Source organism: Methylobacterium sp. Leaf361, assembly GCF_001424445.1.
Taxonomy (GTDB): Bacteria; Pseudomonadota; Alphaproteobacteria; order Rhizobiales; family Beijerinckiaceae; genus Methylobacterium.
In genome coordinates this window covers 96,349-117,537 of sequence record NZ_LMPY01000056.1, presented here as the reverse complement: position 1 = coordinate 117,537, position 21,189 = coordinate 96,349, and the positions used below count along the sequence as shown (strand labels likewise).

Sequence of the window (21,189 nt, the reverse complement as noted above, 5' to 3'; positions counted from 1 at the left end):
TCGACCGCGCGCCCGACATTCGGGGGGGAGTTTTAATTTTCCATTAACTCGGCCCGTCCGCTGGGGCCGTCCGTCATAGAACGACCCGGTCACGGTCCGAGTCCAGCAACGCCTCAACTCCGCGCCGGCCGCTCGGCGGGCCGGGGATGCAGAATGCGAGCCAGGCAGCAGGCGGCGCCGACCGGCAGTTTCACCGGCGATCCATCATTGACGAGATCGATAATGAAAATCGATAGCATCTGTTTGGATCATGTTGCTCTGCAGCGTAAATATCCCCTCGAAGCCGGGGATGCCCCGGACAACGAGAGGACTTCAGATCATGACCGTTCGCACCATCGTTCTCGCCGCCCTCGCTGCCGTTCCGATGATCGGGGCCGCCCGCGCCGACGAGAGCATCGCGCTGACGCCGCCGCTCTATCGCGAGCAGGCGCGTCCCACGGCCGCCGTGCGGCCGGCCTCCGAGCTGGCCACGACGCCGCGTCTCGTCCCGGCGAGCCCGGCCTCGCGCCGGGTCGTCGCCACCGCGGTCCCGGCCCGCTGAGGCGGGGCGTGTCCGCGATCCGGCGTCACCGGGCCATCCGGTGGCGCCGGCCGCAGCGCCGGCCCGGTACGAAGCGTCAGCCTACCTGTCAGGCCGGGCAGGGTTTTCCCCCCGGCAGAACCACCTCGCTCTGCCCGTTGTAGATCTCGCCGCCGCGCACCGGCCAGATCTTCTTGTACCGGAAGGTCCACCGCGTCAGGTTCGAGAGGACCGGGAAGATCGGGTGGTAGGTCATCGTGACTTCCGACACGACGAAGCGGTCGCCGTTCCGGGTCATCCCGGCGGGCGGTGCGCCGAGCGAGGAGCCCGCTGTGCGGGCCTGTCCGTTGGACTCGGCGCTCGAGCAGACCTTGGTCGCCGCCGAGCTGCCGTCGCTGTAGGTGCCCGCCGCCGTGAGCACGATGCTCGCCCGGCTCACGTCGTAGGGGTTGGAGATCGCGCTCGTCGCGGCGAAGACCGGCTTGAGGTCGGCGTAGCTGCCGCGCGAGATCAGGTCCGCCATCGTGGCCGCCGCGTTGTCGAGCCGCTTCCCGATCATGTAGGCGCGGGGCAGCTCGATCGACCCCATCAGGATCAGCAGCAGGATCGGGGCGATCACGCTGAACTCGATCGCGCTCACGCCCTCCCGGTCGCCGATCAGGCGGATCAGGCGGGCGCGCAGGCGACCGCTCAGCACGGCTTGGGCTCGTAATCCTCGGCCCGGAAGATCTCGGTCGTGACCAGCAGCTGAGTCTTGTCGGCCATGATCCGGCCGGTGAAATCGAGCATCTGGAACAGCCGCATCACCGGCACGGCGACCCGGACCGTGACGGTGTCGCCGCCCTGCGGGCACTCGAAGCGCTGGCCGAAGCCCTGCGTCCAGGTCTTCGTGGTCTTGTCGAACGGCTCCGCCGGCTGCGAGGTCGAGAACGAGGGCGTCCGGGAGACGTCGAGGCGCAGGTCGGCGCAGGGGAACAGCGCCGAGGGGCCGGTGCAGACGATCCTGCGGAGGCGCTCGCTCGGATCGCTGCCGTCGGACCCGTCCTGGAAGGTGCCGGTTCGCAGCTGCCGGACACTCCGGTCGACCGCGATATCCAGCGTCTGCTGCTCGATGGCGATGACGCCGGATTCCGCCACGACGCCCAGGAGAGCCAGGAACGGCGCGGCCAGGAGCGCGAACTCCACCGCTGAGGCGCCGGTCCGGTGGCCGGCGAACCGTCGGACGCGTCCGGCCGTGCCGGCGCGGCCCTCGGTCCCGCCCGGACGGCGGACGGTCGCGACGCGCCGAAAGATGCCCATCATGCCAAACGAACTCTGCAGGTTCGTGCCTGCGGCCGTCCGGCCGTAGAGGCGCGGACAGAAATAACCCTATGATGAGGCCGTTTAAAAACGGTTCAAATCTGGGTAGAAATTGCGGGTTCAGCAAGATTTTGCGGCCGCGATCTGTGATGAGGACGCAAATTCACCCTGAGGTTGTGTGCCGTTGTGTTCATTCGGCGGCAGGCCGGTGAGGCGATCAGTCGTCGAGACCGTGCCGGGCATTGTGCGGCCGCATATAGAAGTTGTTCACAGCTAAAGGCGGCTCTATCGCGTGGCGATAGCTTCGCGGTGCTCGGACGCCACGGATTTTTAGGAGCTGTGCCTTAGGCCAACGGTTCGGTGGCCGGTGCCGCCGCAGCCGCCGATCCGGTCCCGCCCTGGGAGACGCGTCCATTTCCCTGTTCTGGAGAGTGCTCCGCGCCGGCCCGCGGGCCCTGACGGACCGGTCGGGCTCGGTCGCCCTGACCTTCGGCCTGAGCGCCGTGGTGCTGCTCGGCCTGACCGGGGGCGGCATCGATTACGCCCGCCTCGCCTCGCGGCGCAGCCAGCTCCAGAACGCGGCCGATGCCGGAGTCCTCGCGGCCGGCAACTACCTCAAGCTCGCCGTCTCGACCTCGGCGGCGGCCAAGAGCATCGTGGTCGACACAGTCCACGCCCAGGCGGCGCCGCGGCCCGAGAGTCCCTACGCCCTCCGGGTCGACGTGGCGGACGACAAGACCAGCGTCGCCACGACGGTCGACGAGACCGTCAAGCTCGCTTTCGGCGGCTTCGTCGGGGTGCCCACCGTCAAGGTCTCGGTCCGCTCGACGGTCCGCGTCGTCGGCAAGATGCGCCTGTGCCTCCTGACGCTGGACCCGCTCGCCGCCGGCGCGTTCGAGCTGGAGAAGAGCGCCGAGGTGACCGCCCAGGATTGCTCGCTCTACAGCAACTCGCAGAGCCCGCGCGGCATGGTCGGCAAGGACAGCGCCTATGCCCGGGCGCAGACGATCTGCACGGCGGGCGGCTTCGACGGCGCCCGCGCGAATTTCGCGCCGCCGCCGCAGACGGGTTGCCCGCCGATCCAGGACCCCCTGAAGGACCGGGCAGCGCCGCCGGTCGGCGCGTGCACGGCGATCCCGTCCTCGGCGAACAGCAAGCGCGACACCTCCGGCAACATCGTCGACCAGAGCGTCACCCTCGATCCGGGCACCTATTGCGGCGGCCTGTACATCACCAAGAACGCCTCCGTGACGCTGCGCGCCGGCATCTACGTGATGAAGGACGGCCCGCTCATCGTCGACAAGAATGCCGCCATGACGGGGACCGACGTCGCCTTCTACTTCACCGGCAACAAGGGCGGTCTGCTCTTCGACAAGAAGACCACGATCAGCCTGTCGGCGCCGACCACCGGCCCCATGGCCGGCCTGCTGATGATGGAAGAGCGCACGGTCAGCGATCCCGTCGACCCCGCGGCGATCCTCGCCGGCCTGGTGGACCAGATCGTCACGCCGCTGCTGCCCGGGCCGCCGCCACCGTCGCCGACCCCGCCGCCGCTGGCGGCGACCAAGCCCATGCGGACCTACCGCATCATCAGCGACAACGCGCGGACCATGCTGGGGACGCTCTACCTGCCGGCCGGCCGCGTGGTGATCGACGCCGACAAGCCCGTCGCCGACCAGTCGGCCTACACGGTGATCGTGGCCCAGCAGGTCAACCTGTACCAGGGCCCGAACCTCTATCTGAACGCCAATTACGACGGGACCAGCGTGCCGGTGCCGAAGGGGGTCGGACCCCTCTCGGGCAAGCTGCTGCTGTCCCAGTAGGGAGGACGCGATGCGGATCCTGCGTCGACTACTCGTCGCCTGGGAGTGACACGGTGCTCGCGCTGATCCTCGACGATTCCGAGATGAACAACCTGCTGATCACGCAGGCGCTCAAGCCCGTGGCCGACTGCGAGCCGGTCGCCTTCACGTGTCCCGTGACGGCGCTCGACTTCCTGCGGGCGCATGTCGACCGGATCGGGGTCGTCGTCACCGACTACGACATGCCCGGCCTGACGGGCCTCGAGGTGATCGCGGCGGCGCGGGCGGTCCCGGGCTTCGCGCACGTGCCGATCGTGATGGTGACGAGCCTCGACCAGCGCAGTCTGCGCCACGAGGCCCTGCGCGCGGGCGCGACCGACTTCCTCGGCAAGCCCTGCGATCCCGTGGAGATCCAGGCCCGCATCACCAACCTGATGAAGATCAGCGCGGCCCACCGGCAGGAGCAGGACCGGGCCGCGTGGCTCGCCCGCGAGGTCGCGGCGGCGGTCGCCGTCATCGAGGCGCGGGAGCGCGAGATCATCGCCCTGCTGATGCGGGCCGCCGAGCACCGCGACACCGATACCGGCGACCACATCGCCCGGGTGGCCGGCTACGTGGGCGTCATCGCCCGGAACCTCGGCTTCGGCCCGGAGGAGATCCGGATCCTGAAGCTCGCCTCCACGATGCACGACGTCGGCAAGATCGGCGTGCCCGACGCGATCCTGCTCAAGCCCGGACCGCTCTCCGCCGAGGAGCGCGCCGAGATGGAGAAGCACGCCGAGCGCGGCCGGCGGATCCTGGAGGGCAGCACCTCCGACGTCGTGCGGCTCGCCGCCGAGATCGCCGAGAGCCACCACGAGCGCTGGGACGGCACCGGCTACCCGAAGGGCCTGCGCGGCGAGGGGATCCCGCTCTCGGGCCGCATCGTGGCTGTGGCGGACGTGTTCGACGCCCTGGTGACCGAGCGGCCCTACAAGGCGGCCTGGCCGCTCGAGCGGGCGCGGGCCTTCGTGGCGGACCAAGCCGGCCGCCACTTCGACCCGCGCTGCGTCGAGGCGTTCCTCGCGGGCTGGGACACGGTGGCGCGGACCTGCCTGCGCGCCGCCGCCTGATCCGCTCCCCGGTACCGTCGCCCTACCGCCCCTCCCCGTCCCTCCCCGCGATCGGGCCCGACCGGGCCACCTGAAGGAGCCGAGCGTGCATCTCGCGTGGCTGAGGCCGAGGCGCTCCCTGGCGGGCCGGCTGGCTCTGGCGGTGACCGGCGCCGTCACGGCGGCGCTCGTCCTGGCAGCGGCCCTGTCGGTCTGGCGCGAGGTCGCCCGCTACGCCGCCGACAAGCAGGCGGCGCTGGAGGCCGTCGCGCAGGTCTTCGCGCATGGCGGCGCCCGGGCCACCGCGGCGGGCGACGCCGACGGGGCGGACGCGTCGCTGCGGGCGATCGGCAAGGTGCCGTCCATCGTCTACGGGGCGATCGAGCGTCCGGACGGGTCCGTGCTCGCCGAGCAGGGGATCGGCCTGCGCCTGACCCGGGACGCCGCCCAGGACGGCGCGGACCTGTCGCTCCTGCACCTGCTCGCCACCCGCAGCCTCCAGGCGACCGCGCCGATCGTGGAGAACGGGGTCCCGGTCGGCCGGGTCGTGCTGATCGGCGAGACCGACGACATCCTCGGCCATCTCTGGGCCGCTGCGCAGAACGCCGCGCTGGCGGCGCTGCTCGCCGTCGCGATCGGCGTCGGCGTGTCGCTCTACCTGCAGAGCAGCGTCACGCGCCCGCTCGCCGCCCTCGCCCGCACCATGGAGGCAGTCCGCCTGCGCCACGACTACGCGCAGCGCGCGCCCGTGGCCGGCGACGACGAGGTCGGCGCGCTGGCGCGGACCTTCAACGACCTGCTCTCCGCGGTGAATGAGCGCGATCACCGCCTCGCCGCCCACAGCGCCCACCTCGAGGCGGAGGTCAGCGCCCGGACGGCCGACCTGAGCGAGGCCAAGCAGGCCGCCGACGCCGCCAACGCCGCCAAGTCGGCCTTCCTGGCCACGATGAGCCACGAGATCCGGACCCCGATGAACGGCGTCCTGGTCATGGCCGAGCTGCTGGCGGGGTCCGACCTGCCGGCGCGCCAGCGCCGCTACGCCGAGGTCATCGCCCGGTCCGGCCGGTCGCTCCTGGCGATCATCAACGACATCCTCGACTTCGCGAAGGTCGAGGCGGGCAAGCTCGAGCTCGAGCGCGTGCCCGTGAGCCCCGCCGAACTCGCCGACACCGCGGTGACGCTCTTCGCCGAGCGGGCCCGGACGGCCGGGCTCGACCTCGCGGCCGAGGTCGGGCCGGAGGTGCCGCGGGCGATCCTCGGCGACCCGGTCCGCCTCGGGCAGGTGCTGAGCAACTTCGTGTCGAACGCGCTGAAGTTCACCCAGGCCGGCCACGTCGCCGTCCGGATGACAGTCGATGCCGCCGACGGGTGCCTCGTGATCGCCGTCTCCGACACCGGGATCGGCATCCCGCAGGACAAGCTGGCGACGATCTTCTCGGCCTTCTCGCAGGCCGACCAGTCGACGACCCGCCGGTTCGGCGGCACCGGCCTCGGGCTCTCGATCGCCCAGCAGATCGTCGCCGCGATGGGCGGCACCGTGGCGGTGACGAGCCACGTCGGCGCGGGCTCGACCTTCTCGGCGCGCATCCCCGTCACGGTCGCCGAGCCGGCCCGCCCGGTCCGGCGCCGCGACGCGGTGCCGGCCGCGATCGCGCTCGACACGGCCGGTCCCGCCACCCGCGCCGCCCTCGCGGCCGGCCTGCGCGCGGCCGGCTTCGCGCCGGTCGCGCCGGGGAGCGCCGCCGACCACTGGATCGGCGACGCGGCCGCCCTCGTGGCGGCGGGCCGCCGGCCGGACCGGGCCGTGCGGGTGCTCGCGGTCGCGGGACCGGGCGACGGCGCGGCCGACGCGGCGCTCCGCGCCGGTCTCGCCGACGCGGTGCTGCGCTGGCCGGTGACCCAGGCGGAGTGGCAGCCCGTCCTGGCAGCGCTGGCCGCGGGCGACGCCCTCGCCGCGGCCGCCTCCCCGGCCTCGCCCGCCGGCACAGACGAGGCGCTCCCACGATTCCCGGCCGCGCGGGTGCTCGTCGCCGACGACAGCGCGGTCAACCGCGAGGTGGCCCTCGAGGCGCTGGCCCGCTGCGACGTGACCGATGTCGTGACCGTCGAGGACGGGGCCGCGGCGGTGGCGGCCGCCGAGACGCAACGCTTCGACCTGATCCTGATGGACGGCAGCATGCCGGTCCTGGACGGCTTCGCGGCCGCGCGGCGGATCCGGCAGCGCGAGGCGGCCACCGGCGGGCGCGTCCCGATCGTCGCCCTCACGGCGCACGTCCTCGGCGAGGCCGCCGACGCCGCGGCGGCGGCCGGCATGGACGGGACGCTCCTGAAGCCCTTCACGCTGCGGCAGCTCGCCGACCTGCTGCAGGCGCAGGTCCCGGCGCTCCGCGTCGCGCCGGCTGCCGCCGCGGCGCATACCGTGACGCCGGCCCCGGTCGCTCCGCTCGCCGCGCCGGCCGTCGCGAACGCCGCCGACGACCTCATCGACGCCGAGGTGATCGACGGGCTGCTCGGCCTCGGAGATGGCGCCTTCCTCGACCGCGTCCTCGACCTGTATCGGGCGCAGGGCCCGGTGGCGCTCGCCGGTCTGAGAGCCGCCCTCGCCGCCTCCGACCAGCCGGCGATCGCCCGGGCCGCGCACAGCCTCAAGTCGATGAGCGCGAATGTCGGCGCGCGCGTCCTCGTGGCGCGGCTGCGCGTCATCGAGGAGGACGCGCGGAACGCGGCCTGCGTCGAGCGGGCGGACGCGTGCGACGCCCTGGACAGCCTGCTAGCCGCGACGATCCGCGGCCTCGAGGAGCGGACGCGGTCCCGGGCGGCGGCCGCCTAGGATCGTCGCGAGCGGCCCCGGAGTCCGTCGACCCGGCCTATTGAGGCGTTCAGGAAAAGTATTCCATCGGGAGACCGCCCGATTTCGCAGACCTGCCCTGCGATTCGGCATCTGGCATGCCAGCAGGGTCCGCCGTACGGTTGCGCTTCCTCCCAAGCACTCCCTCAGCCCGCCCGGTTCGCCGCGGCGGGCTTTTTCGTCGGCGCTGCCGGCGGGCCGCGGACCGTCCCGACCGCGTCCGCGCGCCGACGCGGCTCGGGATCAGGTGATGAGCATGCGGCGGGTGAACATCGCGGCCGCGAACAGCACGGCGGCGCCGGCGGTGATGATGCTCGTCATCAGGATGCGGCGCGGCTCGGTCGAGGATCCGGCCTTGATGGGCTCGACGATCGGCACCAGGGCCACGACCTGCTGCTGGGCCACGATGCGGGCCCGGTCATAGGCCAGCTGCACGTCGCGGTGATACTTCTCAGCATTCTCGCGCTCGTGCTCGAGATCCTCGAACCGCGTGAGCGCGTCCGAGAGGCGCCGCTTCTCGGTCGGCGCGGTGCCGGCCAGCTGCTGCTGGACCCGCGCGATGTTCGCATCGAGATCGCCGATCTGCTGCTTCAGGTCGACGATGCTGCGGGATTGCGGGCCGAGGTCCCGCTGGAGCACCGCCAGCTGGACGGCGAGCTTGGTGCGCGTCTCCCGCAGTTCCGAGACCGACTTGATGGTGGCGGTGTTCGACTTGATGACGTCGAGCACGCCCTCGCGGTTGCGCAGCTCGTTCAGGGCGGCGTTGGCCTTGGCCTCGCGCTCCTCCGCGAGCTTCAGGACGCGCGTGCTCACGTCGAGGGCGTCCTTCCGGGACGGCAGGCTGAGGTCGTTCAGCATCCGCTCCGTATCCGTCATGACCGCCTTGGTGATGGCGAGCGACTCGTCGGGATCGAAGGCCTCGACGGTCAGCGACATGATGCCGGACGCCGATTCGACGTCGACGTCGACCCGGCGGCGCCAGTACCGCAGGAACTTCTCGACCGGCTTCTCCGGGTTGAAGCGGGAGAACATGTCGATGTCGTCCCGACCGAACCACGCGCGGATCGGGAGTTCCGCCGCGACCGCTTCGACCATGGGCCGGCTGTGGATGTATTCCTGCGCGATGAGCGTTTCCTGGGCGACGGTCGCCTTGATCACACCGGCATTCGTGCCGACCGTGTCGGGCGTCGCCTTGTCGGCGGTGCCGATGGTCGGCCGGATCGCGAACCGCGCCTCGGTGACGTAGCGGTCGGAGGCGATCAGCCCGTAGTAGATCCCGGCGGCCAGGGTCGGCAGGACGAAGCAGACGACGAACAGGAGCGGCAGCCAGGGGTCGCTTTTGACGTGGCTCTGGTACGAGCGCACGCCCTTCTTGGTGTCGGGCAGGCCCGGGAGGCGCGCGAACTGCCGCAGCGACTGCGCGATGACCTTGTTCCGATCGATGCCTTTCAGAGGCCGGCCCTGGGCTTTCTCGACCTGCATGTCCATCGTTGCTTCTCGAAGCTCGGGCTTGCGCGGGCGTCGTCGACCCGCGCGGCTTTCACGCCGCTCGCGCAGCCCATCACACGGACAGGCGGCGAAAGCATGTCAGCCGCGCCGTGCCCCCTCCCCCGTGCGGGAGGGCGTTGGGGAGCGGCAGGACGCTTCGAGGTGGAGCGCGCCGTAGAGCCGCTGGGTCCGGATGTGCCTCGTCCGGACGGACCTGATCGCCGACCGGGCGCTCCGCGAGAGCAGACCTCTCCCGACGGATCTCGGGCCTGACCGAGATCCGCGCCGGACCGGTCGGGACCGGCGCTAAGGACTGTCCGCGATCGTGACCTGATCGGCGACACCGTCGGTCTTGCCGCTGAGGCCCGGCACCTCGTCGAGCTGCCGCAGGCTGGTGAACCGGCCGCGCTCCTCCCGGTAGCGCACGATCTCGAAGCCGTGGCCCTTGAGTGCCGGAACGCTGTCCAGCTCCTCGGCCGTCGCCGTGTTGAGATCGATCACGGTGGTGCCCTTCCGCGCCGGTCGGCGCCGTACTCGGTCGCTCCGGTCCCGCGCCGGCCCGGGCGCCTCAGCGGATCGGATCGGCGCGGAACTGCCCGTGGGCGGGCTCGGACGCCCGACAGCGGCAGGCGGGTGGCAGGCCGGTCGGGTCCGTGCGGTTCGGCCCCTCACGGCTCAACAGGCGCAGCAGAAGATGCTCGAGCGGCGCTGCCTGATAGGGCTTCTGGAGCACCGGAACCGCCTGATAGGCGGCGTCAAGGCCGTGCTGCCCGTACCCGGTGGCGAACAGGAGCGGCGTATCGCGCGCCAGCAGCAGGTCGGCGACCGGGTAGCTGCGCGCCTCGCCGAGATTCACGTCGAGCACCGCCAGATCGAACGCCTCGGTCCGGGCATGGGCCAGGGCCTGCTCGAGGCGCATCGCCACCACGACCTCGCAGCCCAGGTCGAGCAGCATGTCCTCGGCGAGCATGGCGACGAGGCTCTCGTCCTCGACCAGCAGGACCCGGCGTCCGGCGAGCGGCGTCATGGCGCGCGCGGTCCTTCGACCGCCTCCTGGCCGATCCAGCCGAGCCGGGTCAGCGGGATCCGCATCTGGCAGGTCGCGCCCGCCGGCGCGAAGGTGATCGCCGCGCTGCCGTCGAACTCCAGCGGCAATTGCCGCTCGATGAGCCGCGAGCCGAACCCCTTCCGGGTCGGGGGCGTGACTGGCGGGCCACCCCGCTCCTCCCAGAGCAGGTCGAGCTGCTGACGGCCGTCATCGCGATCGTGAAGGGACCACGTCACCGCGACCCCGCCCTCGGGCGTCGACAGGGCGCCGTACTTCGCCGCGTTGGTCATCAACTCGTGGAGGGCCATTGCCAGCGTCACTGCCACCTTAGGGTGCAGTCGCGCGTCCGGGCCTTGTAACCGGAAGCGGCCGGCATCGACCTCTGCCAAAAGGTGGGGGGCGAGCGCGCGCTCGACCACGCCGCGCAGGCTGGCGCTCTCCCAATTGTCCTCGACCAGCACGTTGTGGGCGTTGGACAGGGCCGCCATCCGGGCGTCGAAGACGGCGCGCGTCGTCTGGTCCGTCTGCCCGCGGAAGGTCTGCGCGGCGATCGACTGCACCGTGGCGAGAGTGTTCTTCACCCGGTGATTGAGCTCGTTGATCAGCAGGCGTTGGCGCTCGGCGGCCGCCTTCTCCTCGCTGATGTCGCGGACCTCGATGATCGTCCCGATGATGTTGGTCGCGTCGTCGCGGATCGGGCTGGCAGTGAACGCCACGGGGAAGAAGTGCCCGTCCCTGTGCACGAACACCTCCTCGCCGCGCTCCTGATTGTTCTCCGGGAAGGCGCGGTCGATCGCGCACTCCTCCAGCGGGAAGGGCCTTCCGTCCGGGTAGGTGTGGTGGACGATGTCGTGCAGCGGGCAATCGCGGGCGAGGACTTCCCGCAGCGTCCAGCCGGTCAACTGCTCGGCGGCGCGGTTCATGTAGATGCAGTGCTGGCGGTCATCCATCAGGAAGATGGACACCGAGGCGTTGTCGAGGACCGCGTTGAGGCGACGCTCGCTCTCGAAGAGCTGGCCCGACCCACGCCGCGGGCTCGCCAGCGGCGCGCTGGCGGCGGACGAGGATTGAAACGGCTGCCGCGAGTTCGGCACGGTCACGACCCTTCACGCGGGTTGATCTGAGATACCCTGCGCGCGATCCTGGTGGACCTTCGGGACTGGGCACGGTGGGTGGCTGGCCGCGCCGGACGGCCTAGAGGTGGGAGCGTGCAACGCACCATGCGGAGCCGTTGTTCCGCCGCGCGGACGGTCCGGCCGCGCCGTTCCGCCCGGGTCCATATCACGCGGGTCCGGATCACGCGGGTCCGGGCTCCGGGCGGCGCGCGAACAGGGCGGCCCAGTCGGCTCGACGCTCCTGCGGGACGAGGAAGAAATCCCACGTCACGTAGTCGCTGACCGCGAGCCACGTGCTCGCATCGTCGATCAGGTTTCCGGTGATGTCCGCGCAGATGTAGCCGTGGCTCTCGGCGAACCGGTAGAGGGAATCCTGCGCGTGCCCGTAGGCGGAGTAGCCGGCCCAGCCGTACTCCACGCTGACGATCGGGCGGCATCGCCGGAGGAGCTGGGCCGCGCCGTTCAGGGCGTTCAACTCCCCGCCCTCGATGTCCATCTTGATATAGGCCACCGCGGGGACGTGACCGAGGGCGGTATCGAGCCTCTCCGTCCTGACCTTGATGGTCTTGGCCGTGATGGCGGGACTGCTGAAGTAGCGGGCGAGGAGCCCGCTCTCGCCGGGCACGCTCGCGACCGTGAAATCGGTGCGGCCCGCCGCGTCGGAGAGGGCAACGTCGTGCAGCTCGACCTCGGGTCGTCGGCCGAAACGCCCCGCCAGATCCTTCATCAGGAACGGGATCGGCTCGAAGGCGTGGACCTTGCCGGTCGGGCCGACGATGTCGACGAACGCGACGAGGTGGAGCCCGGTATGGGCGCCGACGTCGACGACGACATCCCCCGGAGCGAGGAAGCGGCTGTAGCCCTGCCGCAGGATGCGCTCGTAGTCCGGGACCTGACCGGCGTCATGAACCGCCCTGAAGGCGTTGGCGGCGGCCACGGCAGGATGCATGCGCAGGGTCCGTTCAGAGGGGACGAGTCCGGAGGGTCGGCGAGGTCGCGCCCATGGTAGCCCGCCCCGCGCCGGCTCTGCCAGCGCGCCGCGGCGGGGTGCCGACGCCCGCCGCGAGCCCCGACCGGATCAGGCGGGCCGGCCCTTCCCGAACCGCTTCAGCAGTCGCTTGCGCTTCAGGCGCGACAGGCGGGCGATCCAGAACACGCCGTCGAGCTGGTCGATCTCGTGCTGGAGGACCGCGGCCGGGAAGCCCTCGGTCTCCTCCTCGTGGGCGGATCCGTCGAGGTCGCGGTAGCTCAGGCGGATGCGGGCGGCCCGGGTGACCCGCTCGCGCACCCCCGGCATGCTGACGCTGCCCTCGTCGTGGGCCTCCGTGTCGGGGGACGCCCAGGACACGACGGGGTTCACGTAGACGCGGGCGCTCTCGTCCGGCGACATCCGCACCACCACGAGGCACGCGGGGACGCCGATATGCGGGGCCGTCAGGCCGATGGCGCTCTCGGCCATGAGCGTGTCCCGGACGTCGTCGGCGAGGGCCCGCAGGGCCGCGTCGAACGCGTCGACCGGTTCGGCCGGGCGCGCCAAGCGGGGATCGGGAAACAGGACGAGCGGGCGCGCCGGCATGGTTGATCAGTCCGCGTGGGTCGTTTCACCAGCGGCGCCGCGAGGGCCCGCCGCGCGCCATGCAAGCCGCGCCGCGGGGCGGATCGTCAAGACCGGCGCGCCGCAGGCCCGCCCGCGTCGCCGGGTCCCGGGCCGGCCGCGACGGCGCGCGCGACGTGGTGGAGCTTGTCGGGATTGCGCGTGATGTAGATGGCGTCGACCCGGCCGTTCTCGATCGCGAGGGCCGTCGTCTGCAGGAGGCCGCCGCGCTCGCGGGTGACATAGCCCGGAAGCCCGTCGATCCACACGAACCCGACCAGCGCCGCCCGGCCGTCGCCCCACTTGCGCCGCGCGCCCGCGTAGAGCCGGAGCAGGCGCTCGATCCCCCGGATCGGGTTGACGAAGGCGAGCACCCTGCCGCCCCCGTCCGAGGAGAGCGTCACGCGGTCGGCGAGCAGCGTCCGCAGCCCCGCGACATCGCCGCTCGCGGAGGCCTCGAAGAACGCCCGGGCGACGCGCTCGCCCTCGTCGCGGGTCACGGGAAAGCGCGGGCGCGCGGCCCGGACGTTCCGGCGCGCGCGCGCCGCGAGCTGGCGCACGGCCGGCGCCGTTCGCCCGAGCGTCTCCGCGACGTCGCCGAGCGGCAGGCCGAACACGTCGTGGAGCAGGAAGGCCGCGCGTTCCAAGGGAGACAGCCGCTCGAGCGCGAGCATCAGCGTGAGGTCGTCCTCGTCCACGCCGTCCACGCCGTCCGCCCCCGGCTCGACCAGCGGCTCGATCAGCGGTTCCGGCAGCCAGGGGCCGACATAGCTCTCCCGGCGCGCGCGCGCCGACTTGATCTGGTCGAGGCAGAGGCGCGTCACGACGCGCGCGAGGAACCGGTCGGGCGCCGCGACCCCGCTCCGGTCCGCCGCGACCCAGCGCAGCCACGCGTCCTGCACGACGTCCTCGGCCTCGCTGCGCGAGCCGAGCATGCGGTAGGCGATGCGCAGGAGCCGGGGACGGTGGGCCTCGAAGGCGGCGGTCCCGTCCCCGCGCCCCGGCGGCATGACCGGACCGGAGGCCTGATCGCGTCGGGGCGGAGCCCGCCCGCGGGGAAGGTCGGGTCCCGTCATGCCGTCGCGAGCCAGGTCTCGAAGCGCGTATCCCCGAGGCGGGCCGCGGCCGCGTCGTCGGGGACCAGGGAGCCTCGCGCCAGCGCGGCACCGAAGTAGCGGGCCGCGGCGTCGACCGTCACCGCGCGGCCGTCGCCGGCGGCCGCCACGCGCCGGGCGACGAACGCCCGGAACGGCAGCCGCTCCGGCCCCGCGACGTCGATCGTCCCGTCGACCGGCGCGCCGACCGCCACCGCGGCGAGCGCCGCGGCCACGTCCGCCGCCGCGATGGGCTGGAAATCCGCGTCCGGCACGAGGATCCGCTCCCCGACCGCGAAGGCTTCGGCGATCGTCGCGACGAACTCGAAGAACTGGGTGGCGCGGACGATGGTGTAGGGAAGGCCCGACGCCGCGATCAGCCGCTCCTGCGCGACCTTCGCCCGGAAGTAGCCGTTGCCGTCCGCGCGGTCCGCGCCGACGATCGAGAGGGCGACGTGGTGCTTGACGCCCGCTTGCCGGCCGGCGGCGAGGAGGTTGCGGCTCGAGCGCTCGAAGAAGTCGCGCACCGCCGCCTCCTCGAAGGAGGGCGCGTTCGCCACATCGACCACGGTGTCGGCGCCGACGAGAACCTGGGCCAAGCCGGCGCCGGTCACGGCGTCGACGCCCGTGCTCGGGGAGGCGGGGACGGCCTCATGGCCCGCGCGCTTCAGCTCGGCCGTCAGATGCCGGCCGATCAACCCGCTGCCGCCGATCACCACGATCTTCATGACGTCTGTCTCCCGCGCGAACCGGGCCGAGGGGCACCCTGCCGCTCCGGCGTCCCGGTCGGTGACAGGACGATGCAGCATCTCGGTTTGTGACATCCCGCCGCAAAAAGCGACGGCCGCGGCGTTGCGAGAGGCCGCGACCGGCGCTACGGAGGCCCCCCGCCGGAGCCGAGACGCCGATGAGACTGACCCTGACTGCAACGCCGCCCCGCCTTGCCGCCAGGACCGTCTCTCCGCATGCCAGCACAGCTCTCCCTCCTGAACCTCGCGTGGACCGCGCCTGACGGGCGCGCCGTCCTCTCCGGCATCACCGCCAGCTTCGGGCAGGAGCGGACCGGCATCGTCGGCCGCAACGGCGCCGGCAAGAGCACGCTCCTGAACCTCCTGGCGGGCCGCCTCGCGCCGACGGGCGGCAGCATCCACCGCGACGGCACGGTCGCCCTGCTGCGCCAGTTCGCGGCCCCGACCGCCGACGAGACCATCGCCGACCTGTTCGGCGCGACGGCGGGCTTGGCGCTGCTCCGCCGCGCGGAGGCCGGTGCGGCGGAGGCCGACGAGCTCGCCGCCGCCGACTGGACGCTCGCGGAGCGCCTGACGGGAGCGCTGGCGCGGATGGGCGTGGCGGTGGGGCCCGACACGCCGCTCTGGCGCCTCTCCGGCGGGCAGCGCGCCCGCGCGGCGCTGGCGGCGGCGATCTTCGCCGCGCCGGATTTCCTGCTCCTCGACGAGCCGACCAACGACCTCGATCGCGACGGGCGGCGGGCGGTCCTAGAACTTCTGCAGGGATGGCGCGCCGGCGCGATCGTGGTCAGCCACGACCGGGCCCTGCTCGACGCGATGGACGCGATCGTGGACCTCGCGCCGGCGGAGGCGACCCGCTACCGGGGCAATTTCGACGCCTTCCGGCAGGCTAAGGCGACGCGTCTCGCCGCGGCCGAGCACGACCTCGCGGTCGCCGAGAAGCGGACGACGGACCTCGCCCGCCGGGCGCAGGAGCGCGTCGAGCGCCAGCAGCGCCGCGACGCGGCCGGGCACCGGCGCTCCGCGAAGGGCGACCTGCCCCGGATCCTCGCAGGGGCTCGCCGGGACAACGCGGAGCGGACGGCGGGCGGGAGCGCGCGCCTCACCGAGCGCCAGCGCGCCGGCGCCGAGGCCGATCTGGCGGAGGCCCGGGACCGGATCGCGGCGGTGAAGCCGGCCGCGATCGCGCTCCCGCCGAGCGGGCTCCACGCCGACCGGCGCGTCCTCGCATTCACCGACGTGACGGTCGGCTACCGGCCGGGTCAGCCGGTCCTGCGGGACGTGTCCCTCGCGGTCACGGGTCCGGAGCGCGTCGCCCTCTGCGGGCGGAACGGCTCGGGCAAGTCGACCCTGCTCGCGCTGGTCGCCGGCCGCCTCAACCCGTGGTCGGGCCGCGTCTCGGTCGGGGTGCGCGCCGCGCTGCTCGACCAGCGCCTCGACCTCCTCGACCGAGACCGGACCGTGGCGGAGAACTTCGCGCGTCTCAACCCGGAGGAGGACGCGAACGGGTGCCGGGCGGCGCTGGCGCGGTTCCAGTTCCGGGCGGCGGCCGCGGACCGCCCCGTCGCGGCGCTGAGCGGCGGCGAGCGGGTCCGGACCGCCCTCGCCTGCGTGCTCGGCAACCGCGCGCCCCCGCCCCTCCTGATCCTCGACGAGCCGACCAACCACCTCGACCTAGACGCGGTCGAGGCCCTCGAGGCCGGGTTGGCGGCCTATGACGGCGCGCTCCTCGTCGTCAGCCACGACGCGGCCTTCCTGGACGCGTTGGGGATCACCCGGCGCGTCGACCTCGACGACCTCGCCGACCGGCCCCGCGCCTGAGGGCGGCATCCGGAACGGCGGCGGGACGCGTTCGCCGCCCCCTGCCCCGCCGGCTCTTCAGGAGGCGTCGGTTCGGTCCGCACGCGTCCCGGCCGGATCGAGCCGGAGGGTGAACAGGCGCAGGACGGTGCGGGTGCCGCGCACGGGCCCGACGGCCACGATCCGCGCCCCGCCGGACGGCGCCGCCCGGACGACCGCCTCGGAGGCGAGGCAGTCGCAGGGCAGCGCGCGGGTCATCTGTTCCAGCCGACGGGCCACGTTGACGGTGTCGCCGACTGCCGTGAACTCGACCCGCTCCGCCCCGATGACGCCGATGAAGACCGGGCCGCGATGCAGCCCGATGCCGACCCGCACCGGTGGCAGGCCGGCCTGTCCGCGCTCCCGGCTCCAGGTCGCCATCGCGGCCGCGAGCGCGCGGGCCGCCGCGACGGCGCGACCGGCATCCCCGGGCGCCGCGTCCGGCACGCCGAACACCGCCATCACCTCGTCGCCGACGAACTTGTCGACGAAGCCGTCCGCCGCCTCGATCGCCCGCGCGGCGCGGGACCGGAACGCGGCGAGGAACGCCGCGACCTCGCCGGGCGCCATGCCCTCGCAGAGGCGGGTGAAGCCGCGGATGTCGGCGAAGAGTACCGTCGCCTCCTGCTCCCAGCCGGGGCGCCGGGCGGCGCGATCCGTCTCGGCGACCCATCGGGCGACCGTCGGCGCGGTCAGGCGCGCGAGGTTGTTCCGCTGCCGCGTCGCGGCGCATGCGGCGCCGCGCAGGCGCTGCACCCGCAGCGAGAGCCATGCCAGGGCGAGCCCGCCGAGCCCGACCGTGACGGGCTCGGGCGTCGTCGTGGCCGCGAGCGCCAGGAGCAGCGGCAGCGGCGCGGCGGCGAGGAGCCGGCCGCGCCCCGCCGCCGCGCCGGCGAGGTGTCGGCGGAGGGGAACGGCCCGCGCCCGTCGCCCGACACCGCCAGCGAGCCCGGAACAGGCGTCCGCCGTGTCCGCGCGGGGCTCCCGCAGCGCCATCGCGGGCATCAGCAGCGCGAGCAGACGCGGGCGATGATGCGCTGCGCCCGGAAATGCTCCCGCTCCACGGCGGGGGAGCGGAGGTCTAGATCCGTCCGGAACGGGCGTGCCCGGGCGATCGCCGCGACGCTCGGGACGTCGGGCTGCGCGAAGCGCGGGACCGGCTGCGCCGGCGCGGCGGTCGGGGCTGACAGGACTGTCAGCATCGTCCCGAGCGCGGTGGCTGCGGCGGCCCGTGTGCGGTGTGAGATCATGATCTCGTGCTCCTCGTGGTGGAGCGTCCGAAGTAAAAATCCGATCTTTCACCGCGATTTCGGCGGATCGGAAAACAATGACAGCAGACATGCGGCGCGAACGACGGACGGGCGCGGGATCGTTGCCGGGACGGTCGTGACCCGGGTCCGGGCTCGTCGCCCCGACAGTCGCCCCGACAGTCGCCCCGACACGCGAACGGCACCCGGTCCGCCGGACCGGGTGCCGTGATGGGCGCGGATGTGGGGGCCGTCCCCGCCGGGACGGTCCCGGGACGGTCCCACGCCGGGTGCGGCGGACGCTCAGGCGGCGCTGCGCGCGCGGCCGCCGTGGCTGGACAGGAGCCGCAGGATCTCGGCCTTCGCGTCGTAGGCGGCGAACTCGGCGGCGAGGCGTCGCGCCTCCCGGCGATGGCCGGGCGCGTCGAGCACGGTCCGCACCGCCTTCCGGATCGTCTCCGGCGTCGGGTCGTTCGCGGCGAGGTCGATCCCGGCCCCCGACCACGCGATGCGGGCGTTCACGTCGGCCTTGTCCTCGGTGAGGCCGGCGGCGACGAGGGGGATCCCGTGGCTCAGGGCCTGGTTCACGCTCCCGTAGCCGCCGTTGGTCACCATGGCGTCGACCCGGGGCAGCAGCCACTCGAAGGGCAGGTAGGGCGAGAGCCGCGCGTTGGCCGGGATCGGGCCCGGGATGGCGTCGAGCCCCCGGCCGCCGCCCGTCACCACGGTCAGGATGTCGGGCTCATCGGCGAGGGCCCGGAGGGCGGGGCCGACGAGCAGGCCGAAATCGTGGTTCGCGACCGTGCCCTGCGTGACCAGCACGACCTTGCGCGCGCCGTCGAGGTCGCCCGCCCACGGCGGGAGCGCCGCCTGCCCCGGGACGATCGGCAGCGCCCCGATGAAGCGCACCGTCGGCGGCAGCGGGAACGGGTACTCGAAACTGGGGACGGTCAGCTGCAGGTAGGTGTCGGCGAGCCGGACCACCGCGTCGAACAGCGGCCAGGGCGGGGCGGCCCGGCCGAGTTCCGCCAGCTTGGCGGCGAGGCTCAGCCCGACCGGCCGGTCGACCGCCGCCTCGTAGGCCTCTGCGATGCGGCCGTAGGCGGCCTCCTGCTCGGGCGTCTCGGCCGGCGGGAGACCCAGGAAGACCGGAGCCCGGTCGGGCCGCGCGCAGTGCAGGATCGACGTGCCGCACAGGACGATGGCGGGGCGCTCCGCGCGCGGCCCCAGCAGCAGCGGCAGGGCGCCAAAGAACATGTCGTCGCCGATCACCAGCGAGGCCGGGAAGGCCCGGAGCGCCGCGCGCAGGCCGCGCGCCTGGTCGGGGATGCGGTCGACGAACACGCGCTCCATGGCGACGCGCAGCCAGTCCGGTCCCGGCGCGATCTCGGCCAGCTCGGGCACGACCGCGCGGAGGTCGCGGCCGTCGAAATCCGCCGCGCCCGGCAGGGCCATGAAGCGGGCGCCGGCCGCCACGATGCGGTCGCGGAAGGCCGAGCCCGAGAGCACCATGACCTCGTGGCCGTCCGAGATCAGCATGTGGGCGATGGCGAGGAGGGGATTGAGATGGCCCGTGGCGGGCGTCGAGCAGAGGAGGACCTTCATCGCTTGTCCTTTCCGTGGGGGGCGTGAGGGCGCCGCGATCGCGGCGCGATCACCGGGGCGTCCGGGAGCGAGGCTGGGGGCGGTCCGTTACGGCGTCGCTGCGGCGCGGGGCCGAAGCGGCTACGGCTGCAACGGGCGCGCGTCGGACGCGCGGGAGACGGCGCGACAGGGTCGCAGCGGTCCGGAGGGGCGGCGATCCTGTCGAGGCAGCCGCGCCCTGGTCCCCCTCCCGTGCGGGAGAGGGACCTCGCTACGCGCGGCGAAGGGCTCGGCGAGCGCCGCCGTCCCTATCCGGTCGGGAACGGCGCTAGGCGGCGACCCGCAGCGCGTCGATGCGGCGGATGCCGCTGTGGCCGCGGAGGACCGGCATCGCGCCGGTCAGGCGCAGGCGCGGGGCGAGGCGCAGCACGGCGCCCAGTCCCTCCTCCAGCTCGACCCGCGCCAGGGCCTCGCCGATGCACCGGTGCGCGCCGCCTCCGAAGACCGGGTGGAGGCGCGGGAGGTCGGTGCGCCGGATATCGAACGTGTCGGGACGCGCGTAGACCGTCTCGTCCCGCATCGCCGACAGCGTCGAGAGCAGCATCAGGCTTCCGGCCGGCACGACGTGCCCGTCGAGGGGAATGTCCTCCCGGGCGACCCGGCCGGCGGAGCCGGCGCTCGGCTCGTAGCGGAGCGACTCCGCCACCGCGGCCGGGATCAGGTCGGGATCGCGGCTGACCGCCGCCCACTGCTCGGGATGCTGTAGCAGCAGCGCCACCTGCATGGAGCCGGCGACCCGGGTCGTGTCGGTGCCGCCGATGATCATCTGCACGAGCTGGATCACCACCTCCTGCTGCGTGAGCTCGCCGGCCACCTCGGTCTCCGCGAGGAAGCGCGACAGGAAATCGGCGCGGGGCGCCGACCGGCGCGCGGCGAGGATCCCGGCCACGTAGTCCTGCAGCGCGACCGCCGCCGCCTCCAGATCGGGGATGTCCTCCGGTCCGAAGGTGAAGCTCAGCACCCGGGAGACCTCGTAGGCGAGGTGCGTGAACCGCGGGATGTCGTCGCGCGGCAGGCCGAGGATGTCGGCGATGACCTGGGCCGGGATCTGCGCGGTGTAGCGCGCGACGAGGTCGACCTCCCCGTCCCCCAGCCAGTCGCGGACGAGGCCCTCAGCGGCGACGCGGATCCGGGGCCGAAGGCCCTCGATCAGGCGCGCCGCGAAGGTGCGGGTGAAGGGCGAGCGGCGCCGGCGGTGGACCGCGCCGTTGGCCGTGAGCATGCCGTGCGCGAAGATGTCGAACAGCGCCCCCTCGGGGATCGCGCGCGACTCCGGATAGAGCGTCTCCGTGGCTTGGGCGCGGGGGTCGCGCATCAGCAGATCGACGTCGCGGGCGCGGAGGACGAGGACGCCCGCGACCTCGTGACCGACGAAGGGCAGCCGCGGCCGCCAGGCGCGGTAGACACCGTGCGGGTCGGCCTCCAACTCCGCCACCGTGAGCGTCGGGACGCCGGTCGGGACGCCGGTCGGGACGCCGGTCGGGACGCCGGTCGGGACGCCGGTCGGGACGCCGGTCGGGACGCGGGTCGGTGTGCCGGTCGGGGCTTCGGGCGGGCCTGCCTGTCGCGTCAGATTTTCGGTCGCATTCATCTGTGGGTTCTCGCTGCTGTGTTGCGCGAGAACTCTCGGAAGCCCGGACTACAGGATGATTGCGGGAGTTGGGTCGAACATTACAGCCATAACATGCGGCGCGCCGGCGGCCCGGTCGCCGCCGCGGCCGCCTTGTGCGGAAGAGCACGCCGGTCGCCGCGCGGATGGTGTGTGAGATGTTCCGAAATCATGCCGTAACTTGACCCTTCGAAAAAGGCGC

Annotated in this window: 19 protein-coding genes; 5 read left to right on the top strand and 14 right to left on the bottom strand. The window is 73.1% G+C overall.

The window, feature by feature from the left end; genetic code table 11:
• The first annotated feature begins 319 nt into the window (after positions 1-319).
• A complete protein-coding gene (locus tag ASG32_RS27335) occupies positions 320-541 on the top strand; it encodes a hypothetical protein (protein ID WP_020092213.1) in 222 nt (73 codons plus the stop codon).
• 88 nt (positions 542-629) lie between these two features.
• On the opposite strand, the gene ASG32_RS27330 is transcribed toward ASG32_RS27335, so the two are convergent.
• Complete coding sequence (locus tag ASG32_RS27330; RefSeq protein ID WP_056532499.1) at positions 630-1,217, bottom strand: TadE/TadG family type IV pilus assembly protein; 588 nt, start codon at positions 1,215-1,217, stop codon at positions 630-632.
• Positions 1,211-1,822, bottom strand: a complete 612-nt coding sequence (locus ASG32_RS27325; RefSeq protein ID WP_056532494.1) for a TadE/TadG family type IV pilus assembly protein — start codon at positions 1,820-1,822, stop codon at positions 1,211-1,213. Before ASG32_RS27325 ends, ASG32_RS27330 begins: the two co-directional genes overlap by 7 nt.
• A gap of 428 nt (positions 1,823-2,250) precedes the next feature.
• Between ASG32_RS27325 and ASG32_RS27320 the strand changes: the two genes are divergently transcribed.
• From ASG32_RS27320 to ASG32_RS27310, 3 genes are all read left to right on the top strand, one after another.
• Complete coding sequence (locus tag ASG32_RS27320; protein ID WP_082558077.1) at positions 2,251-3,642, top strand: Tad domain-containing protein; 1,392 nt, start codon at positions 2,251-2,253, stop codon at positions 3,640-3,642.
• Positions 3,643-3,695: 53 nt separating this feature from the next.
• Positions 3,696-4,733 carry an HD domain-containing phosphohydrolase gene (locus ASG32_RS27315; RefSeq protein ID WP_056532491.1) on the top strand — a complete coding sequence of 346 codons (1,038 nt, stop codon included), beginning with the start codon at positions 3,696-3,698 and terminating at the stop codon, positions 4,731-4,733.
• An 85-nt stretch (positions 4,734-4,818) separates the two neighbouring features.
• Positions 4,819-7,542, top strand: a complete 2,724-nt coding sequence (locus ASG32_RS27310; protein ID WP_082558076.1) for an ATP-binding protein — start codon at positions 4,819-4,821, stop codon at positions 7,540-7,542.
• Positions 7,543-7,803: 261 nt separating this feature from the next.
• Here ASG32_RS27310 and ASG32_RS27305 read toward each other — a convergent pair whose 3' ends face one another.
• From ASG32_RS27305 to ASG32_RS27270, 8 genes are all read right to left on the bottom strand, one after another.
• The gene (locus ASG32_RS27305; protein ID WP_020092207.1) at positions 7,804-9,048 is read right to left on the bottom strand and encodes a capsule polysaccharide transporter; all 1,245 of its coding nucleotides are present in this window, start codon (positions 9,046-9,048) and stop codon (positions 7,804-7,806) included.
• Positions 9,049-9,354: 306 nt separating this feature from the next.
• Positions 9,355-9,549: a helix-hairpin-helix domain-containing protein gene (locus ASG32_RS27300; RefSeq protein ID WP_020092206.1), complete on the bottom strand. Its 195-nt coding sequence runs from the start codon at positions 9,547-9,549 to the stop codon at positions 9,355-9,357.
• Positions 9,550-9,616: 67 nt separating this feature from the next.
• On the bottom strand, positions 9,617-10,075 hold the full coding sequence (locus tag ASG32_RS27295; protein ID WP_056532487.1) for a response regulator: 459 nt from the start codon (positions 10,073-10,075) through the stop codon (positions 9,617-9,619).
• Positions 10,072-11,190 (bottom strand): HWE histidine kinase domain-containing protein, encoded by a 1,119-nt coding sequence (locus ASG32_RS27290; RefSeq protein WP_056532772.1) that lies wholly within the window; start codon positions 11,188-11,190, stop codon positions 10,072-10,074. The genes ASG32_RS27295 and ASG32_RS27290 overlap by 4 nt, the downstream gene beginning before the upstream one ends.
• Positions 11,191-11,392: 202 nt before the next feature.
• Complete coding sequence (locus ASG32_RS27285; RefSeq protein ID WP_056532483.1) at positions 11,393-12,160, bottom strand: FkbM family methyltransferase; 768 nt, start codon at positions 12,158-12,160, stop codon at positions 11,393-11,395.
• A 129-nt stretch (positions 12,161-12,289) separates the two neighbouring features.
• On the bottom strand, positions 12,290-12,787 hold the full coding sequence (locus tag ASG32_RS27280; RefSeq protein ID WP_056532480.1) for a peptide deformylase: 498 nt from the start codon (positions 12,785-12,787) through the stop codon (positions 12,290-12,292).
• An 86-nt stretch (positions 12,788-12,873) separates the two neighbouring features.
• Positions 12,874-13,815, bottom strand: coding sequence for a sigma-70 family RNA polymerase sigma factor (locus ASG32_RS27275; protein ID WP_056532478.1), 942 nt, complete (start codon positions 13,813-13,815; stop codon positions 12,874-12,876).
• Positions 13,816-13,877: 62 nt separating this feature from the next.
• Positions 13,878-14,627, bottom strand: coding sequence for an NAD(P)H-binding protein (locus tag ASG32_RS27270; protein ID WP_056532476.1), 750 nt, complete (start codon positions 14,625-14,627; stop codon positions 13,878-13,880).
• A gap of 237 nt (positions 14,628-14,864) precedes the next feature.
• Here ASG32_RS27270 and ASG32_RS27265 point away from each other — a divergent pair, with 237 nt between their 5' ends.
• Positions 14,865-16,469 carry an ATP-binding cassette domain-containing protein gene (locus ASG32_RS27265; RefSeq protein WP_056532473.1) on the top strand — a complete coding sequence of 535 codons (1,605 nt, stop codon included), beginning with the start codon at positions 14,865-14,867 and terminating at the stop codon, positions 16,467-16,469.
• A 57-nt stretch (positions 16,470-16,526) separates the two neighbouring features.
• Here ASG32_RS27265 and ASG32_RS27260 read toward each other — a convergent pair whose 3' ends face one another.
• The 4 genes from ASG32_RS27260 to ASG32_RS27245 form a co-directional block, all read right to left on the bottom strand.
• Entirely contained in the window at positions 16,527-17,483 is a 957-nt protein-coding gene (locus ASG32_RS27260) for an adenylate/guanylate cyclase domain-containing protein (protein ID WP_082558075.1), read from the bottom strand.
• A gap of 8 nt (positions 17,484-17,491) precedes the next feature.
• Positions 17,492-17,737, bottom strand: a complete 246-nt coding sequence (locus ASG32_RS27255; protein WP_056532469.1) for a hypothetical protein — start codon at positions 17,735-17,737, stop codon at positions 17,492-17,494.
• 300 nt (positions 17,738-18,037) lie between these two features.
• A complete protein-coding gene (locus tag ASG32_RS27250; RefSeq protein WP_056532467.1) occupies positions 18,038-19,339 on the bottom strand; it encodes a glycosyltransferase in 1,302 nt (433 codons plus the stop codon).
• Between the two features lie 307 nt (positions 19,340-19,646).
• Entirely contained in the window at positions 19,647-20,969 is a 1,323-nt protein-coding gene (locus ASG32_RS27245; RefSeq protein ID WP_082558074.1) for a cytochrome P450, read from the bottom strand.
• Positions 20,970-21,189: the final 220 nt, after the last annotated feature.

Bases quoted from the DNA above. Each gene is read 5' to 3' on its own strand.
- ASG32_RS27335 (WP_020092213.1), top strand. From the start codon at position 320: ATGACCGTTCGCACCATCGTTCTCGCCGCCCTCGCTGCCGTTCCGATG.
- ASG32_RS27325 (WP_056532494.1), bottom strand. From the start codon at position 1,822: ATGATGGGCATCTTTCGGCGCGTCGCGACCGTCCGCCGTCCGGGCGGG.
- ASG32_RS27305 (WP_020092207.1), bottom strand. From the start codon at position 9,048: ATGGACATGCAGGTCGAGAAAGCCCAGGGCCGGCCTCTGAAAGGCATC.
- ASG32_RS27295 (WP_056532487.1), bottom strand. From the start codon at position 10,075: ATGACGCCGCTCGCCGGACGCCGGGTCCTGCTGGTCGAGGACGAGAGC.
- ASG32_RS27285 (WP_056532483.1), bottom strand. From the start codon at position 12,160: ATGCATCCTGCCGTGGCCGCCGCCAACGCCTTCAGGGCGGTTCATGAC.
- ASG32_RS27280 (WP_056532480.1), bottom strand. From the start codon at position 12,787: ATGCCGGCGCGCCCGCTCGTCCTGTTTCCCGATCCCCGCTTGGCGCGC.
- ASG32_RS27275 (WP_056532478.1), bottom strand. From the start codon at position 13,815: ATGCCGCCGGGGCGCGGGGACGGGACCGCCGCCTTCGAGGCCCACCGT.
- ASG32_RS27270 (WP_056532476.1), bottom strand. From the start codon at position 14,627: ATGAAGATCGTGGTGATCGGCGGCAGCGGGTTGATCGGCCGGCATCTG.
- ASG32_RS27265 (WP_056532473.1), top strand. From the start codon at position 14,865: ATGCCAGCACAGCTCTCCCTCCTGAACCTCGCGTGGACCGCGCCTGAC.
- ASG32_RS27260 (WP_082558075.1), bottom strand. From the start codon at position 17,483: ATGGCGCTGCGGGAGCCCCGCGCGGACACGGCGGACGCCTGTTCCGGG.
- ASG32_RS27255 (WP_056532469.1), bottom strand. From the start codon at position 17,737: ATGATCTCACACCGCACACGGGCCGCCGCAGCCACCGCGCTCGGGACG.
- ASG32_RS27250 (WP_056532467.1), bottom strand. From the start codon at position 19,339: ATGAAGGTCCTCCTCTGCTCGACGCCCGCCACGGGCCATCTCAATCCC.
- ASG32_RS27245 (WP_082558074.1), bottom strand. From the start codon at position 20,969: ATGAATGCGACCGAAAATCTGACGCGACAGGCAGGCCCGCCCGAAGCC.